Here is a 17,683-nt window from a genome sequence, read left to right as displayed (position 1 = left end):
CCGCTCCGTCTCACGTGCATCCCGCCACGCCCGGCCAGCCGCCGGACACGGCCTCTCTCGCAGGCGCTACGCAAACTGTCCGAAGAGAGATCGACGATCATGATGCCGAACCCCGCCGAGAAATACCGCCCGTTTCCGCAAGTCCGTCTGAATGGCCGTCGCTGGCCGACCCGCACGATCGAGAAGGCGCCCATCTGGATGAGCACCGATCTGCGCGATGGCAACCAGTCGCTCATCGAACCGATGAGCATTGCCGCGAAGCTCGAGTTCTTCGAGATGCTGGTGAAAATCGGGTTCAAGGAAATCGAGGTGGGATTCCCGTCGGCGTCGCAGACCGATTTCGATTTCGTGCGCATGTTGATCGACGAAAAGCGCATTCCGGACGACGTGACCATCGAAGTGCTCGTGCAGTCGCGCCGCGAGCTGATCGAGCGCACGTTCGAAGCGGTCGAGGGCGCGAGCAAGGTGATCGTGCATCTCTATAACGCGATCGCGCCGTCGTTCCGCAAGATCGTGTTCAATCAGTCGAAGGACGAAGTGAAGGCGCTCGCCGTCGAAGGCACGCGCCTCATCAAGGAATGCGCGGCCGCGCGGCCTCAAACGCACTGGATCTATCAATACTCGCCCGAGACCTTCAGCATGACGGAGTTGCCGTTCGCGCGGGAAGTGTGCGACGCGGTCGCGCAAATGTGGCGTCCGACGCCCGATCACAAGATGATCGTGAACCTGCCCGCGACGGTCGAAGCGGCGATGCCCAACGTGTTCGCCGATCAGGTCGAGTGGATGGACCGCAACATGGGCTTTCGCGACAGCATCGTGCTGTCAGTGCATCCCCATAACGATCGCGGCACGGCGGTCGCCGCGGCGGAAATGGCGGTGCTCGCGGGCGCGGACCGCATCGAAGGATGCCTTTTCGGCAATGGCGAGCGCACCGGCAATGTCGATCTCGTCACGCTCGCGATGAATCTCTACACGCAGGGCATCGACCCGGGGCTCGATTTCTCCGATATCGACGCCGTGCGCCGCGTCGTCGAGCGCTGCAACCAGATTCCGGTGCATCCGCGTCATCCGTATGCGGGCGACCTCGTGTTCACCGCATTTTCGGGTTCGCATCAGGACGCGATCCGCAAGGGTCTCGCGCAGCGCGTACCGGGCACGATGTGGGAAGTGCCCTATTTGCCGATCGATCCCGCCGATCTCGGCCGCAGCTACGATGCCGTGATTCGCGTGAACAGCCAGTCCGGCAAGGGCGGCTCGACTTTTCTGCTCGAACGCGGGCTCGGCTTCACGCCGCCGCGCCGCGTGCAGATCGAGTTCAGCCACGCCGTGCAGCAGATCACCGATGCATCCGGCGCCGAAATCGGCGGCGACGCGATCTGCGAGCTCTTCAAGCGCGAATATTTCGATGCCGGCGGGCCGGTTTCGCGGGTCGATGTATCGACGTTGTCGGTGTTCGGAAAGCGCGTCACGGTTGCACCGCCGGCGAGCACGACGAGCGGCGATGCCTACGCGCAGACGGTCGCCGCAGCGCTCGGCGTGGACGCGAACGTGAACTGGTTCGAGACGGCCGTGACGGCGAGCGGCGACACGGCGGCGTTCGTCGGCTGCCGCGTCGGCGAGGGCCAGACGCGCTTCGGCGTCGCCGTACATGCGAATCCGGCGCTCGCAGTCGCCGATGCGGTCGTGAGCGCAGTGAACCGCTCCGGGCGCGTCGCAGAGAATGTGCGGCAGGACGAAGCCGTAGAAGCCTGACGAACGGCGCGCGTGGCTATTCGAGTGCCACGCGCGTCGCCTGCAGCGCGAGCAGTTGCCATTGGCCCTCGGTCTGCACGTGGACGGCGGTATAGGCGATCGGAAATAGCAGCGCGCCGTTCTTCGATTCCATCTCGACCAGCGCGCGGCCCGAGACGAGGCACGTATCGCGGCCGGCGGGCAGCACGTCCTGCGACTGAATCTCGATCTGCCGGTAACGGCGGCGACCTGCGGTGATCGCGTCGATGAACTGGCGCTTCGTCTCCCGCTTGCCGTTCGTATGGACGTAGCTGACGTTTTCGGCCAGCAGCGCGTCCAGCGCCGGGCCGTCGCCGTCGACCATCGCACGGAAGCGGTCGCGCTCGAGGCCGCGAATGGCCTCAATGGTTTTTGCCGGCATCTGTCGAGTCCCCTTGTGTCGAGGAACCGATGCACCGGCGCCTCGTCAGAAGTTGTATTGCAGATATAGCTGGCTGAAATTTATACCAGGATTCGGCTCTTTGATACCGCCGTTCGACAGATGCTGGAAGCGAAAGCCCGCCTGATAGTTCTGCTTCGCGCCGAAGATCATGCCGACGCCCACCATGTCGGCGAACTGGAACGCCGTCGCGACGGAGAAATCCTCCGTGATGCGCGTATGCGAAAGCAGCCGCACGCCGACGCCCGCCTCGATGAACGGCCGGAAATAGCCGGAGCTTTTTACGAAGCGCACGACCGGCGTAATGCCGAATTCCCAGATGTTCGGGTGGACGGCATTGTCCTCGGTCGTGTGCCAGTAGGACACGTGACCTTCGCCGATGAGCGTGAAGTGGAACCCGCCGATCTCCCACCACGTGAGGCCAGGATCCCAGGCCACGCCGAGGTCGGCTTTCTTGATGTCGCGATCGGCGACGCCGCCTGCAATCTGAAGGCCGAATCGATCAGCATGCGCTGCCGCCGACGCCAGGCCGAACGCCGTGCAGATCGCCACGCGGGAAAGCGTGCGATGCCACGAACTCTTGTGTTTATGCATGAGCACCCCATGTTCTCGGATGACGGGCGTGTTTCACGAAGAGCATTGTCTCGCCGAATTCTAGTGACCTTTTTCAGTACTTGCAGGAAACGCAGCCGGCCACCCGGTTTGTTGAATTTTCTTTCGCCCGAGCGCGTAAGAGCGGTAAAGAATTCGACGCATGCCCTGTACCGGTAGATTCTTCCGTTTATGATGCAACGGACTGTCCTATTGATCCCGCAAATTCGATAGTATTTGTGGGAACTCTCACATTCCCCTCTCCTCTAACACTTAGCACTCGTTGAACCGGAGTGCTAATATCATGTCTGACTTCCGCTGCTGTTAAGCGGCGAATGAATTGTTGATAAGGAGCTTATGAGCGTGACCAATGCGATGACCCTACCGAATGTTGTGAACTCGGCACCTGCCAAGGCATCTTCGGCAGGCGCGCTGACGTACGCACAGTCGTCGATGCTGACCGGCCAGATCGGCAACATCGATTCATACATACAAGCAGTGAACCGTATTCCGATGCTTTCGCCGGCAGAGGAACGTCAGTACGCCACCGAGTTCCGCGAGCAGGGCAACCTGAACGCCGCGCGTCAGCTTGTGCTTTCGCACCTGCGCCTCGTCGTGTCGATCGCCCGTAACTATCTAGGTTACGGACTGCCGCACGCGGATCTGATCCAGGAAGGCAATATCGGTCTGATGAAAGCCGTGAAGCGCTTCGACCCCGAGCAAAACGTGCGCCTGGTGTCGTATGCAATGCACTGGATCAAGGCCGAGATTCACGAGTACATCCTGCGCAACTGGCGCATGGTGAAGGTCGCAACGACGAAGGCGCAGCGCAAGCTGTTCTTTAACCTGCGCAGTCACAAGACGAGCCATTCGGCGTTCACGCCGGACGAGATCGACGGTCTCGCCAACGAGTTGAAGGTGAAGCGCGAGGAAGTGGCGGAGATGGAAACCCGCTTGTCGGGCGGCGATATCGCCCTCGAAGGGCAGGTCGAGGACGGCGAGGAAGCGTTCGCGCCCATCGCCTATCTGGCGGACTCGCACAACGAGCCGACTAACGTCATTGCAGCGCGCCAGTTCGACAAGCTGCAAAGCGACGGCCTTGCCGAAGCGCTCGAATCGCTGGATGAGCGCAGCCGCCGCATCATCACGGCGCGCTGGCTCGACGTGCAGGACGACGGTTCGGGCGGCAAAACGCTGCATGAACTGGCGGACGAGTTCGGCGTATCGGCGGAGCGTATTCGCCAGATCGAGGCGAGCGCAATGAAGAAGATGCGCTCGGCGCTGCACGACTTCGCGTAACACCTGACTGTGTCGTAACAAAAATTGCAAAGCCCGCCGTCGATGAGACGGCGGGCTTTTTCTTTGACCTTGCGCGAAAAGCAAACGGCACCCAGAGGGTGCCGCCCGCTTTCAAGCATGGTCTATTGCATCACGCCGGCATCGGCGCTGCACCGCCGCCGCTACCCGACAAGCGCGAGGAAAGCTGCGTGGCATAACGCTGCGCCGCCGCGCCCACGACGATGTGGAACGTATCGGCCGACACCCACGCCACATCCAGCGACGACAAACGCTGACGATCCACCGACGACGGATCACGCACGACCACGCGCAGGCGCGTCTGGGCGACCGCATCGAGCGATGCGACATTGGTCGCGCCGCCGAACACGGCGAGCCAGCGGAACGGGTCCGGATCGAGCGGGCCGGGCGTCTGATCGACGCTCACCGCTGCCACGGCCGGTTGCGCCGGCGTCGACGATGCGGGCGTTGCGCCGCGCGTCGACGAGTGCTCGAGCTCGCTGCGGATTTCATCGGCGATCAGGTCCGCTTCCGGTCCGATGATCACCTGCACGTTGGTCGCGCCGCGCTTGAGCACGCCACGCGCGCCGATGGTCTTCAACTGCGGCTCCGACACTTTCTCCGAATCCACCACCGACAAACGAAGACGCGTCGTGCAGGCATCGACGAGCGTCAGGTTGGACGCGCCGCCGAGCGCCGCGACGTACTTTGCAGCGCGCGTGTTCGATGCCGCCACCGCCGCGCCCGGAACCGGCGGAATCAGGCCGCCTGCGACGGTCGTGTCGGCGTCGGTTTGCGCATCGGTCGTGGCCGGCTCGCGGCCCGGCGTCGCCATGTTGAACTTGCGGATGAAGAAGCGGAACAGACCGTAGTAGATGATGAAGTAAACGACGCCGACGACGAGCGCCATCCAGCCGCGCTGCGACAGGCCGTAGTTCAGCACGTAATCGATCGCGCCCGCCGAGAACGTGAAGCCCAGATGGATGCCGAGCGCCGAGCAGATAGCGAGCGACAGGCCCGTCAGCACCGCGTGGATCGCGTAGAGAACCGGCGCGAGGAACATGAAGCTGTACTCGATCGGCTCGGTCACGCCCGTCAGGAACGCGGTCAGTGCCATCGAGAACAGCAGGCCGCCGACGATCGCGCGGCGCTCCTTCGGCGCCTCATGGAACATCGCGAGGCAGGCTGCCGGGAGGCCGAACATCATGATCGGGAAGAAGCCGGTCATGAAGCCGCCCGCGGTCGGATCGCCCGCGAAGAAGCGATGCAGGTCGCCATGCACCACCGCGCCGCCGCCGGGCGGCGTGAACGAGCCGAACACGAACCACGCGAGCGAGTTGATGATGTGGTGAAGACCCGTCACGAGCAGGATCCGGTTCAGCACGCCGAACACGAAGGTGCCGAGCGCGCCGGCCGTCGTCAGCCAGTTGCCCGCGGCGTCGATGGCCGCCTGCACCGGCTGCCAGACGTAGCCGAACACGATGCCGAGTATCAGACACGCGACGCCCGTGACGATCGGCACGAAGCGCTTGCCGCCGAAGAACGCCAGATACTCGGGCAGCTTGATGTCCTTGTACCGGTTGTACAGATAGCCCGCCACCACACCGGCGATGATCCCCGACAGCACGCCCATGTTGAGCTTGTCGTTGATGTCCTTCATCACGGCCACTTCGATGAGGTAGCCGATCGCGCCGGCGAGACCCGCCGTGCCGTTGTTGTCCTTCGCGAAACCCACCGCCACGCCGATCGCGAACAGGAGCGGCAGGTTGGTGAAAATCGCATCGCCGGCGTCGGCGATCATCTTGATGTTGAAGACGTCGGGCTGGCCGAGACGCAGAAGCAGGCCGGCCACCGGTAACACGGCGATCGGCAGCATCAGCGCGCGACCTAGTCGCTGCATCTTTGCAAACGGGTTGGCGTCCATCGGGTTCTCCAAAAATATAAGTCTTGTCGTTACTGCTTCGGGGATTGCTGGGATTGAAGGATCCGCGAATCCGTCTATGGCTTCGAACGGGACCAGGGCGGGCGCCGAGGCGCCAGCTCTGGTCGACGAATCGGACGCTCAGTCCTGCGGCCAGATTTCGCGGCTTGCCGCTCTTACTGCCTGCGCCGATTCGAGCGCGAGGCAGTCCTCGGCGCGCTGGCGGCACAGTTGGTAATCGAGATTGCGCACGCGCGCCTTGATGCCGGGCACGGACCCCGGATCGACCGACAACTCGGTCACGCCGAGGCCGACGAGCAGGGGCGCCGCGACCGGATCGCCGCCGAGCGCGCCGCACACGCCGACCCATTTGCCGTGCTTTTCCGCGCCTTGCACCGTCGCCTTGATGAGGCGCAGCACAGCGGGATGCAGGCCATCGGACTGCGCGGCGAGATCGGGCTGGCAGCGGTCCATCGCGAGCGTGTACTGCGTGAGATCGTTGGTGCCGATCGAGAGGAAATCCGCGTGTTTCGCGAGTTGATCCGCGAGCAGCGCCGCCGACGGCACTTCGATCATCACGCCCACTTCGATCGGCTCGGTTCGGCCCGCTTCGCGCGCCAGTTCGTCGATGCGCGCACGCAAGCGCTGCAACTCGCCCGCATCCGTCACCATCGGCAAAAGGATGCGCACGGTGCCGAGCGGTTTCACGGCAAGCAGGCCGCGCAACTGGTCGTCGAGCAGATCGGGGCGCACCTGCGCGAGGCGGATGCCGCGCAGACCGAGCGCCGGATTTTCTTCGGGCGGCAGCGTCAGATAGTCGACTTCCTTGTCCGCGCCGACATCGAGCGTGCGGATGATCGCGGTGCGGCCCTGCAGCGCATCGACGATGCCCTGATAGCTCTGCGCGTGCTCCGCGACCGTCGGCGCCGACTGGCGATGGATGAACAGCAGTTCGGTGCGCAACAGGCCGACCGCATCCGCGCCGTTTTCGACGGCGGCCTTCGCGTCGTCGAGCGTCGCGATATTCGCGGCGATTTCGATATGCCTGCCATCCTTCGTCGATGCGGTTTGCCGCGAAAGCTTGCGATTCGCCTCGCGCACGCCCGCGAGCCGTTCGCGTTCGTTGCGCGCGCGTTCGACGTCGAGCGCGGTCGGCGCATGCTCGATCCGTCCCGCCGATGCATCCACGACCACTTGCGTGCCTTCGGGAATCGCGTGCAGCGCATCGCCGATGGCGACGAGCGCCGGAATGCCGATCTGCCGCGCGATGATCGCCGCGTGGGAGGTCGCGCCGCCGCGCGCCATGACGAGCGCGGTGACGCGCGTGCGGTCGATCGAAGACAGATCGGACGGCGTGAATTCCGCGGCCGCGAGCACGGTCTCTTCGGGCAGTTCGCGCGCCGCGGTGTTGTTCAGACCGAGCGCGCGCAACACGCGCTTTTCGATATCACGAAGATCGGCGGCACGCTCCGCGAGCAGGTCGTCCTGCACGTTCGAAAGCAGCGCGATTTGCGCGCGGATCGCCTCGCGCCACGCGAAGCCCGCGCTCTTGCCGAGGCTGATCAGATCGCGCGCGGCATCGACGAGCGTCGGATCTTCGAGCAGCACGCGATGCACCGCGAAAATGCCCGCTTCGCCGACTGCGCCGCGCTGCGACGCGGTGCGCACCGTTTCGCCGAGTTCGGCATCGACCTGGGCGATGGCTTTGTCCAGCGCACGGCTTTCCGCCGCCGACGAGCCGCCCGCCTGTTCGGGCGGCACGATTTCCTGATCGTCCCAGCGCACGAGCTTGCCGACCGCGATGCCCGGCGCCGCGCACACGCCGGCAAGCGTGTTCGGCGGCAGCGGCTCTCCTGCACCGGCTGCCCTGGCGACCGGCGCGGGCGACTTCGCGCGCGCGGGCGTCTCTTCGACTTCGCCTTGCGCCGCGCGCAGCAATTCGGCGGCAACCGCTTCGATCGCCTGCTGCGCCTGCCCGCCGATAGCAACCAGTTCGATGGTCGCGCCCTCGCCCGCTCCGAGACCGAGCAGACCGACGACGCTTTCAACCGGCGCCTTCCTGCCTTGGTAGCGCACTTCGACCTTCGCGTCGAAACCGCGCGCCGCTTCGCGCGCCCGGGCAGCCGGACGCGCATGCAGACCGCCCGCGTGCGCCAGCGTCACGCTGCGGCGCGCTTCCTCCAGCACGACCGCGCCCGCGCGTGCCGTTTCGGCTTTCTCGCCTTGCTTCGCGCGCAACACCAGCATGCGTGAGCCCGCCTTCAGCACGCCGCGGCCAGCGCGATCGATGACGTCGAAGGCATCGCCGTTTGCGACTGCAATCACGGAGACCAGGCTCGGCGCGTGCTGCGCGACGAAGTCCGCATCGAATTCGATGAGCGGATCGCCCGCGCGCACCGTCGCGCCTTGCTCGACCTTCGGCGCGAAGCCCTTGCCGCTCAGCTCGACCGTGTCGATGCCGATATGCACGAGAATCTCCGCGCCTTCTTGCGTGCGCACCGTCACCGCGTGATGCGTGCGCGCGAGATGCGTGATCGTGCCGTCGCAGGGCGAAACAAGCACGTTATCGAGCGGATCGATGCCGATGCCGTCGCCGAACATGCCCTCGGCGAATACGGGGTCCGGCACGTCGGCGAGCGGCACGACGGGACCGGTGAACGGCGCGAGCAGCACGACATCGTTCGGATTATTGACGGAATGGTTCAACAGTGACTCCTCGGCACGGCGCATCGGCTATCTCGCTCAATGGGTTTCGGTGACCTTGTTCAGGTGGCGCGGCGCGTCGGGATTGCGGCCGCGTGCGGCGGCCAGACCCGCGGCCATCACATAAAAAGAAAGGATCGCGGCGATCGGATCGAGCGCCGGGTGATCGGTGGCGACGAGCGGCAACTCCGCGTCCGCAACGTCCTCGGGTGCGGCGAGCAGCACGCGCGCGCCGCGAGCGCGCATATCCGCGGCAAGCTGGATGAGGCCCGCCTGCTCCGGCCCGCGCGGCGCGAACACGAGCAGCGGATAGTCGCGGTCGATGATTTCCATCGGACCGTGGCGCACTTCCGCGCTCGAAAACGCTTCGGCCTGGATGCCCGAGGTTTCCTTCAGCTTGAGCGCGGCTTCCTGCGCGATCGCGAGGCCGAGGCCACGGCCGATCACGATCATGCGATCGGCGTCCGTAAGCTCGGTCACGGCGCGCGTCCAGTCGAGCTTGCCCGCGGCACGCAGCGCGTCGGGCAGCGATTTCAGCGAATTGAGCAATTCGACGTCGCGCTGAACGTGCGCGATGACGATGGCCGACAGCGACAGCATCGCGATGTAGCTCTTGGTCGCTGCGACCGACAGCTCGGGACCGGCGAGCAGCGGCAGGAAATATTCGCACGCGCTTTCGAGCGGCGAACCGGTGACATTGACTGCCGCGACGGTGAACGCGCCCGCGTCGCGCAGCGCCTGCATCGTACCGACGAGATCGGGGCTCTTGCCGGATTGCGAGAACGCGACGGCGAGTTGCCCGGAGACACGCAGCGGCGCCTGCTGGAGCGTGGCGACCGACATCGGCAGCGATGCGACCGGCACGCCGACACGGCTCATTGTCAGGCTTGCGAAATAACTGGCGGCGTGATCGGAACTGCCGCGCGCCACCGTCAGCGCGACGTGGCGCGGCTGCTCGGCGAGCTTGACCGCGAGCTCTTCGATGCGCGAGGTATCGGCGAGCTGGGCCGCGACGACGTCGGCGGACTCCAGCGCCTCATTAAGCATATTCGACAATTGATTCTCCTTCGACATACGTGGCGGTCAGCGCGTGTTCCCGGTCGAGCACGACGAGATCGGCCCATGCGCCGCGCGCGATGCGGCCGCGGTCTTCGAGCCCGAGATAGTCGGCGGGGAAACGCGACAGGCGATTCGAGACGTCCGCGAGCGGAATGCCCAGCGAGACGAGATTGCGCAGCGCCTGATCCATGGTCAGGGTGCTGCCGGCGAGCGTGCCGTCCGCGAGACGCACACCGCCCATGCATTTGGTGACGTGCTGACTGCCGAGGCGATATTCGCCGTCGGGCATGCCGGCCGCCGAGGTGCTGTCGGTCACGACATAGAGACGCGGGATCGCGCGCATCGCGGCGCGGATGGCGCCCGGATGCACGTGCAGCAGATCGGGAATGAGCTCGGCGTATTCGGCATGCGCGAGCGCCGCGCCGACCATGCCGGGATCGCGGTGATGCAGCGGCGACATTGCATTGAACAAGTGCGTGAAGCCGCGCGCGCCATGCTTGAGCGCGTTGACGGCGTCGTCATACGTGCCGAGCGAATGGCCGAGTTGCACGCGCACGCCGCGCGCGGCCAGTTCCGAAATGATGTCCAGATGGCCCGAGATTTCCGGGGCGATCGTGACGACGCGGATCGGCGCGAGCTCGAGGTACTTCAGCACTTCGTCGCGCACCGCGACCGCAGCGGCGTCCGGCTGCGCGCCGAGCTTGCCCGGGTTGATGTACGGGCCTTCCAGATGCACGCCCAGCATGCGCGCGCCGCCGGCGGCGCGGTGTTTCGCCTGTTCGCCGAGACCCGCGACGACTTCCATCAACTCGTCGCGCGGCGCGGTCATCGTGGTTGCGAGCAGGCTCGTCGTGCCGTGTTGCGCGTGCTGCAGCGCCACGGTGTCCGCCGCATCGCCGCCTTCCATGATGTCGCGCCCGCCGCCCCCATGCACGTGCAGATCGATGAAGCCTGGCAGGATGTACGGCGCGTCGTTGGCGAGCGGATCGGCGATATGGCCTTCGAGCGCCGTCACGCGGCCGTTCTCGACGCGGATCGAACCGTGGATCCAGCCGTCGGTCGTGAGTATGTTTCCTTTCAGCATGAAGTTCTCTGGAAGTACGCGCTGCATGGATGAGGTTCAGTGCCGTCCGCGCCGTGCTGCGAGCAGGCTTTCGTCACGAAAAAAGCGAACGGCTTCCTTGGGTCCTCTCGTTCTCTTGTTTGCTCTCTCGATGCGTATCGGGTCATGCGCGTCTGTACCGACGCTTATCGATGCAGTTCGGCGACGAAGTCGTAGTAGTCGTCGCGACAGTAGGTGTCCGTCGATTCGATCGCACGTTGATCCGCCGAATAGCCGATCCGCGTGATCACGAGCAATGCGGCGCGCGGCGCCACGCCCATCAGCCGCGCGATTTCCGCGCCCGCGTTCACTGCACGGAAGTGCTGCAATGCACGCACCACCGACAACCCGCGCTCCTCGAGATGCCGATACAGCGACGCGCCGATCGCGAGCGGGTCCGGCACCACGGCGACGGGCAAGGCCGAGTGCTCGACCGCCATCACGATGCCGTCCGCGCGCCGCAGACGTCTTAGGCTCGCAACGGACGCGCCCGGCGACAGACCTAGCCGCACCGTTTCGTCGCGACTCGCTGTGCGCAGTCCGCGATCCAGCCAGATCGAATCCGGCGTAAAGCCGCGCTGTTCCATCTTTCGGGTGAAGCCGGTGAGCCGGGAGAGCGGGTCTTCGACACGCGGCGTGATGAAACTGCCCGCGCCGCGCACGCGCCTGATCAAGCCTTGCTCAACGAGCAGTGCGAGAGCCTTCCTCGCCGTGATACGCGATACGCCGACGCCTTCGGAGAGCGTGCGCTCCGAAGGCAGCGCCTCGCCGGCCGCCCAGTTTCCCGCATGAATCGCTTTGGCGAGACGCGACGCCAACTGTAAATAAAGTGGCGTATCGCTCTGCGCCTCCGGCGTCAAATCCTGCCAGCGATGCTTCATCGAACGCTCTCAGTGCCGAATTGGAGCCCATTATATAACCAACATAATACCAGTCAACGTTAAACCGGCATCGGAGGACGATCGTCAAATTTTCAAACAAATCAGATAGTTAAGTGCTTTTGCGAGGACGAATCGGAACAAACATGCCATCAGGACTTACCCCTACACGCAGCCCAGTGGATGAACTGGTCAATTAAACGGCCGATAGCCCTTTTTTCGGGCATTTTCGTATTCGCACGATCGTTCTTCTTTGGCACAATGCGCGCATTAATTCGGATTCCGATTAATTCCAACAATATCGATGAGAGACTGACGCGATGGGCTGTTCCGATCCGAGCCGGGCTGTCGAAGCGGTGCGCCGCTTTAACCGCTTTTATGCGCGCCACACAGGCGCACTCCACGAGCGGCTACATAAAAGCAGCTTTTCCCTGACGGAAGTACGCATCCTTCACGAGCTGGGACAAGCGCGGGCCACAACGGCCGCAGACTTGTCGCGCAACCTCGGGCTGGACACGGGCCATTTGAGCAGGTTGATCAACAACTTTCACAAGCTCGGCCTCGTCGTGCGGCGAAAGAACGAGCTGGATGGCCGCGCGCACCTGCTGCGCATCACGCCCGAGGCAAAAGCAAAGGTCGACGAGATCGACCTGCATGTTTCCGCGGAAACCGCCATGCTGCTCAAACGGCTGACTACCGCCGAAATCGATCAGCTATGCACTGCAATGGCAGACGTCGAACGGCTTCTTTCACCGGGGTGCGCCGAAGGAGAAGCCCGGCTTCGCGTCCCCCGCGCCGGAGACTTCGGCTGGATGATCGAGCGTCAGGCTCATCTGTATTCGGGCGAGCGGCCGAAGTTTTCCAGCGAGGCGCGCACGGCGAGGGCGGTGGCGCACTTTCTCGCCGAGATGCAGGCGAGCACACCGCGCATCGCCTGCTGGGTGGCCGAACAAGGCGAGGCCATGCGCGTCGGCGCGGCGCTGCTTACTGCGGAGTCCGAAAGTCAGGCGCGAATCGAACTATTGTTCGTCGAACCGGGCGCGCGGCGGCGCGGGCTCGGCGAGCGGCTCGTCGCGGCATGCACGAACTTCGCGCACGGCGCTCGCTATGATCGGGTCATCTGCCGCCTGGATGAACCGCATGAAGAGCTTTGCGCCCTGTTCGTGCGATCCGGCTTCACGCCCGTTATGGAAGGATCCAAGGGAATGGTGTGGCAACGAGAACTGCAGCCGATCTTCGTAGACTGAACGGCCGCGCAAGTAAAAAACGGCGTCCCGTGGGACGCCGCTGCATATTCGTGCGCAATCGCTCTCAGAACGACGGCACGACCGAACCTTTGAACTCGCTCTTGAGGAACTGGCGCACGTCTTCGGACTGATAGGCCGAGACCAGCTTCTTCACCCACGGCTGGTCCTTGTCTTTTGCGCGCACCGCGATCAGGTTCGCGTACGGGCTATGCACGTCCTCGAGCGCGATCGCGTCCTTCGTCGGTTGCAGACCCGCCGCGAGCGCGAAGTTCGTGTTGATCGCGGCCGCATCGACATCGGCGAGCGTGCGCGGCAGTTGCGCCGCATCGAGCTCCACGAGCTTGACCTTCTTCGGATTTTCCGCCACGTCGAGCGCCGTCGCATTATTGCCGTTCGTGCCTGCGCCCGCCTTCAGCTTGATCACGCCTTGCGATTGCAGCAGCAGAAGTGCGCGATTCTCGTTCGACGGATCATTCGGCACCGCGACCTTCGCGCCCTGCGGCAGATCCTTTAGCGACTTCAGCTTCTTCGAATAGACGCCGAGCGGCGAAATATACGTGAGCCCCGCGTTCACGATCTTGTAGCCACGCTGCTTGATCTGGCTGTCGAGATACGGCTGATGCTGAAAGCTGTTGGCATCGAGATCGCCGGCGTCGAGCGCTGCGTTTGGCTGAACGTAATCGTTGAACTCGATCACCTTCACGTTGAGCCCCTCGCGCTTCGCGACCTTCTGCACGACTTGCCAGATCTGCGCGTCCGGGCCGCTGATGGTGCCCACCTTGATCACCTTGTCATCGGCGTGAGCGGCGAGGCTCGTGAACAACGCGGCGGACGCCGCGACGGCGGTTATGGCTTTGAGCAAATTTCTGCGCTGCATGGTGTTCCTGTTTCGATGATGCGTTCTTGCTGGAATTGCCTGAGTCGTGCCCGGCGAACGATTCAAACCGGGTGACGGATGTTCGCACAGCAACGGTGCGGGACGAAATACAGATTGCTCATGTGAATATCACCTGCGCAAGGTGCGGCTAGAATTGCCATGGAACGTCACGAACTCTCATGCCGGAGGCAAGCATCATGTACGTAATCAATCTGCGATATACCGGCGCGCTTGCCGAGATCGACGATGCCCTCGACGCGCATCGCGTCTATCTCGAACGTTATTTTGCGGCGGGCGTCTTCGTGATCGCAGGGCCGAAGGTGCCGCGCGAAGGCGGCATCATTCTGGCGTCGGGCATCGAGCGCGATCGCCTCGATGCGATCATCGCGGAAGATCCGTTCGCGCAACAGGGACTCGCGCATTACGACATCACCGAGTTCAAGGCGACGCGGCTTGCGCGCGGCTTGAATCTGCCCGAGCCATCGTTGGATAGCTGAAAAACAAAGTGGCCCGCGCGGGCCACTTTCACCATCAGTCGACCAGCAGCTTCAAGTCGTGAACCCACGGCTCGACGCCCTGCCCGTCGCGCGCGAAGAGACGCAGCTTCCCGTCCTTGTCGAACACGTAGCTCGCGGCGGTGTGATCCATCGTGTAATCGTCGGGCGTCTTTCCCTGCGACTTGGCGTAATACACCCGGAAGTCCTTCGCGACCTGTGCGAGCTGCGCATCGTTCGCCGGACGCAGACCGATATACGACGAGTTGAACGCTGCCACGTATTGGCCAAGCAGATCGGGCGTGTCGCGCGCCGGATCGACGGTGACCATCAGTACCTGCACGTCCTTCGATTTGTCGCCGAGTTGCTGCATGGCTTGCGAGAGTTCGGCGAGCGTCGTCGGGCACACGTCCGGACAATGCGTGTAGCCGAAGAACAGCACGACAGCCTTGCCTTTGAAGTCAGCAAGCGTGCGCGTCTTGCCGTGTGTGTCGGGCAGGGAGAAATCGCTGCCGAACTGCTTGTTGCCGGTGATATCGAGATTCTTGAAATCGGGCGCTTTCTCACAAGCCGAAAGCAGCGCCGCGCAGGAGAACACGAGCGCCAGCAGCGCAAATACGCGACGAAGAGCCATCATGCGCCGATCACCGTACGCACGTAATGATCGACGAGCAACGCGCCGAACAGCAACGACAGATACACGATTGAATATCGGAAGGTCTTGCGCGCGAGTGCATCCGAATAGTCGCGATACATCTTCCACGCGTAGCCGATGAAGCCCGCGCCGAGCGCAATCGCGCTCGCCAGGTACACGACGCCGCTCATGCCGGAAATATAGGGCATCAGCGTGACCGCGAACAGCACGAGCGTGTACAGGAAGATGTTGAGCAGCGTGTATTTCTCGCCGTGCGTGATCGGGAGCATCGGCAGGCCGGCGTTTTCGTAGTCCTTGCGGCGATACAGCGCGAGCGCCCAGAAATGCGGCGGCGTCCACACGAAGATGATCAGCACGAGAATCCACGCGTCGCCGGGCACCGTGCCGGTTACCGCGGCCCATCCGAGCGCGGGCGGCATCGCGCCGGACGCGCCGCCGATCACGATGTTCTGCGGCGTATAAGGCTTGAGCAGCAGCGTATAGATGACCGCATAGCCGACGAACGTGGCGATGGTGAGCCACATCGTGAGCGGATTGGTGAACGTGTAGAGCGTCCACATGCCGATGCCGCCGAGCACCGCCGAGAACGTCAGAATCTGCGTCGGCGTGATTTGCCCGCGTGCCGACGGACGCCACGCGGTGCGGCGCATCTTCGCATCGACTTTTTGCTCGACGAGACAATTGATTGCAAATGCCGCACCGGCCAGCAACCAGATGCCGACGACGCCGCCGATCAGCTTGTCCCACGGCACCATGCCGGGCGTGGACAGGAACATGCCGATGACGGCACAAAACACGGCGAGCTGCGTGACGCGCGGCTTTGTCAGCGCGAGGTATTGCGACGCGCGATTGCCGAGTGGGGAATTGAGTGTCGTGCTATCCATGATGTGGAGTCACGCTGAAACGACGTCGCGCGCGGGAACTGCGGCGCGGCCGGGACGGCTGGAAGAGATTCGAAAGTTTAGCATAACGAGTAGCAGCAACAGGATCGCGGCCCCGCCGTTGTGCGCGACCGCGACCGCCAACGGCCATTGCAGCACGACGTTCGACATGCCCGTCAGGAACTGGACGACGATCATCAACAATACGCCGTTTGCGGGCTTTCGCAGAGATTCGAAACGTCGCAGTCTCAGTGCAAGCCAGAGCAGATACAGCACGACGACCACCGCGAACGTGCGATGCGTCCAGTGAATTGCGACGAGCGCGTCCTGCGAGATCACGTCGCCGTCGCCGGTCATGCCGAGGGCGCGCCACAGATGGAAGCCATGCTCGAAGTTCATCGGGGGAACCCATTGGCCATTGCACAGCGGGAAGTCCGTGCACGCCAGCACCGCGTAGTTCGTGCTGACCCAGCCGCCGAGCGCGATCTGCGCGACGAGCAGCAGCAGCCCGAATGCCGCGGCGGGCATCCAGCGCGCGGCGCCCGAATCGAGCGATGGAATCGGCGTCATGCGCGCCGCGAGCCAGCCGAGCACGCCGAGCAGCGCGAGGCCGAGCAGCAGGTGCGTCGTGACGATCACCGGTTGCAGCTTGAGCGTGACGGTCCACGCGCCGAACGCACCTTGCAGCAGGATGAGCGCCAGGATGCCGGTCGGCCACCACGGCGACACATGCAGCGGACGCTTCTTGATGCGCGCGGTCCACGCGATGATCACCTGCGCGATGATCAGCACGCCGATCGCCATCGCGAAGTAACGATGCAGCATCTCGATCCACGCCTTCACCATGCTGACGGGGCCGGTCGGCATTGCCTGATACGCGGCGGAAATTTGCGCGTGCGCGATGAAGGGCGACGACGTGCCGTAGCAGCCCGGCCAGTCGGGGCAGCCGAGGCCGGAATCGGTGAGGCGGGTGAAGCCGCCGAACATGATGAGATCGAGCGTCAGGAACGTCGTCAGCCAGACGAGCTTCCTGAACTTGTTGTCATCGGCCTTGACCCAGACATACGAAAGCGGCAGCAGCGCGATGCAGATGCCGATCAGACCCAGTTGCAGTAAAAACATGCTCTCTTACCTTCAGCCCGCGTTTTAACCGATGCGCGACCACTTCAGAAGCTTCGCCAGATCCGCGTTGATCTTCTTCGGATCGGGGTTCTTCGGAAAGCGCATCATCAGATTGCCATTCGGATCGACGAGAAAAATGTGATCCGTGAGTTTCGTGCCGTCGTCGACGGGCAGCCACGCCGCGATCGACTTGTCGTCCGCGACGAGCATGCGCGTATCCGGCTGCGGGTATGCGGTCTTGATGACGTCGGACACTGGTTTGTCATCGGTTCGTAGCCAGACGTTCACGACGCGATCGCGCTCGCCCGATTGCAGCGCGCGCACCTGGCGCATGAAATAGAGGCGCGTCGCGCATTGTTCGTCGCAGTCGCTGCCGTTGACCGTGATCATCAGCCATTTGCCTTCGAGCGACTTGAACGGCAGGCTCTGCCCTTTCTCGTCGATGACGACGAGTTGCGCCGGGATCGGGCGCTGCGGGTCGATCAGCGCACCGTAGCTCGACGTGCCGCCTGCCGGCTTGAACACGTAGTACATCAGGTACGACGCGATCACCGGCGCGGCGCACACCAGCGCGAGCAGCAGGAGCATCCAGCGGCCGCTGATCCAGGAGCCTTTTCTGGCGGTTCGTTGTGGCGTGCGCGCCTTGTCGTCGGCGGCGGTGGGGCGTTGTGATTGCATCGGTGGAGA

At 63.8% G+C, this 17,683-nt stretch carries 16 protein-coding genes; 4 read left to right on the top strand and 12 right to left on the bottom strand.

Features of this window, described 5'->3' with window-relative positions:
* Nucleotides 1-99 precede the first annotated feature (99 nt).
* Nucleotides 100-1,752 carry a 2-isopropylmalate synthase gene (leuA, locus tag NCR38_RS01300; RefSeq protein WP_250476239.1) on the top strand — a complete coding sequence of 551 codons (1,653 nt, stop codon included), beginning with the start codon at nucleotides 100-102 and terminating at the stop codon, nucleotides 1,750-1,752.
* Nucleotides 1,753-1,768: 16 nt separating this feature from the next.
* On the opposite strand, the gene NCR38_RS01295 is transcribed toward leuA, so the two are convergent.
* Both NCR38_RS01295 and NCR38_RS01290 read right to left on the bottom strand, forming a co-directional pair.
* Entirely contained in the window at nucleotides 1,769-2,152 is a 384-nt protein-coding gene (locus NCR38_RS01295; protein ID WP_061116878.1) for a nuclear transport factor 2 family protein, read from the bottom strand.
* Between the two features lie 45 nt (nucleotides 2,153-2,197).
* On the bottom strand, nucleotides 2,198-2,764 hold the full coding sequence (locus tag NCR38_RS01290) for an acyloxyacyl hydrolase (protein WP_250476238.1): 567 nt from the start codon (nucleotides 2,762-2,764) through the stop codon (nucleotides 2,198-2,200).
* A 360-nt stretch (nucleotides 2,765-3,124) separates the two neighbouring features.
* Between NCR38_RS01290 and rpoH the strand changes: the two genes are divergently transcribed.
* Nucleotides 3,125-4,060, top strand: a complete 936-nt coding sequence (gene rpoH, locus NCR38_RS01285) for an RNA polymerase sigma factor RpoH (RefSeq protein ID WP_061116953.1) — start codon at nucleotides 3,125-3,127, stop codon at nucleotides 4,058-4,060.
* Between the two features lie 130 nt (nucleotides 4,061-4,190).
* On the opposite strand, the gene nagE is transcribed toward rpoH, so the two are convergent.
* From nagE to NCR38_RS01260, 5 genes are all read right to left on the bottom strand, one after another.
* A complete protein-coding gene (gene nagE, locus NCR38_RS01280) occupies nucleotides 4,191-5,981 on the bottom strand; it encodes an N-acetylglucosamine-specific PTS transporter subunit IIBC (RefSeq protein ID WP_061116877.1) in 1,791 nt (596 codons plus the stop codon).
* A 138-nt stretch (nucleotides 5,982-6,119) separates the two neighbouring features.
* On the bottom strand, nucleotides 6,120-8,708 hold the full coding sequence (gene ptsP / locus NCR38_RS01275; RefSeq protein WP_250476237.1) for a phosphoenolpyruvate--protein phosphotransferase: 2,589 nt from the start codon (nucleotides 8,706-8,708) through the stop codon (nucleotides 6,120-6,122).
* Between the two features lie 12 nt (nucleotides 8,709-8,720).
* Entirely contained in the window at nucleotides 8,721-9,728 is a 1,008-nt protein-coding gene (locus tag NCR38_RS01270) for an SIS domain-containing protein (RefSeq protein ID WP_250476346.1), read from the bottom strand.
* Nucleotides 9,721-10,824: an N-acetylglucosamine-6-phosphate deacetylase gene (gene nagA / locus NCR38_RS01265; protein ID WP_250476236.1), complete on the bottom strand. Its 1,104-nt coding sequence runs from the start codon at nucleotides 10,822-10,824 to the stop codon at nucleotides 9,721-9,723. The genes NCR38_RS01270 and nagA overlap by 8 nt, the downstream gene beginning before the upstream one ends.
* 164 nt (nucleotides 10,825-10,988) lie before the next feature.
* Entirely contained in the window at nucleotides 10,989-11,723 is a 735-nt protein-coding gene (locus NCR38_RS01260; protein WP_250476235.1) for a GntR family transcriptional regulator, read from the bottom strand.
* Nucleotides 11,724-12,040: 317 nt separating this feature from the next.
* On the opposite strand from NCR38_RS01260, the gene NCR38_RS01255 reads away from it, so the two are divergent.
* Nucleotides 12,041-12,967: a bifunctional helix-turn-helix transcriptional regulator/GNAT family N-acetyltransferase gene (locus tag NCR38_RS01255; RefSeq protein WP_250476234.1), complete on the top strand. Its 927-nt coding sequence runs from the start codon at nucleotides 12,041-12,043 to the stop codon at nucleotides 12,965-12,967.
* A gap of 64 nt (nucleotides 12,968-13,031) precedes the next feature.
* Here the strand turns inward: NCR38_RS01255 and NCR38_RS01250 are convergent, their stop codons facing one another.
* Nucleotides 13,032-13,844, bottom strand: coding sequence for a MetQ/NlpA family ABC transporter substrate-binding protein (locus NCR38_RS01250; RefSeq protein WP_250476233.1), 813 nt, complete (start codon nucleotides 13,842-13,844; stop codon nucleotides 13,032-13,034).
* A 197-nt stretch (nucleotides 13,845-14,041) separates the two neighbouring features.
* Between NCR38_RS01250 and NCR38_RS01245 the strand changes: the two genes are divergently transcribed.
* On the top strand, nucleotides 14,042-14,341 hold the full coding sequence (locus NCR38_RS01245) for a YciI family protein (protein WP_061116951.1): 300 nt from the start codon (nucleotides 14,042-14,044) through the stop codon (nucleotides 14,339-14,341).
* 34 nt (nucleotides 14,342-14,375) lie between these two features.
* On the opposite strand, the gene NCR38_RS01240 is transcribed toward NCR38_RS01245, so the two are convergent.
* Genes NCR38_RS01240 through NCR38_RS01225 form a run of 4 tightly spaced genes read right to left on the bottom strand, consistent with a single transcriptional unit; the run spans nucleotide 14,376 to nucleotide 17,674 of the window.
* Nucleotides 14,376-14,975: an SCO family protein gene (locus NCR38_RS01240; RefSeq protein ID WP_061116872.1), complete on the bottom strand. Its 600-nt coding sequence runs from the start codon at nucleotides 14,973-14,975 to the stop codon at nucleotides 14,376-14,378.
* Nucleotides 14,972-15,877: a heme o synthase gene (cyoE, locus tag NCR38_RS01235; protein WP_061116871.1), complete on the bottom strand. Its 906-nt coding sequence runs from the start codon at nucleotides 15,875-15,877 to the stop codon at nucleotides 14,972-14,974. The genes NCR38_RS01240 and cyoE overlap by 4 nt, the downstream gene beginning before the upstream one ends.
* A gap of 9 nt (nucleotides 15,878-15,886) precedes the next feature.
* Entirely contained in the window at nucleotides 15,887-16,996 is a 1,110-nt protein-coding gene (locus tag NCR38_RS01230; protein ID WP_061116870.1) for a heme A synthase, read from the bottom strand.
* Between the two features lie 24 nt (nucleotides 16,997-17,020).
* A complete protein-coding gene (locus tag NCR38_RS01225) occupies nucleotides 17,021-17,674 on the bottom strand; it encodes a cytochrome C oxidase subunit I (protein WP_250476232.1) in 654 nt (217 codons plus the stop codon).
* Nucleotides 17,675-17,683 lie beyond the last annotated feature (9 nt).

The organism is Caballeronia sp. INML1, assembly GCF_023631085.1.
Classification (GTDB): Bacteria; Pseudomonadota; Gammaproteobacteria; order Burkholderiales; family Burkholderiaceae; genus Caballeronia; species Caballeronia turbans.
Note: the sequence above shows the minus strand (reverse complement) of the source record. Positions and strands in the feature narration are given on the sequence as shown.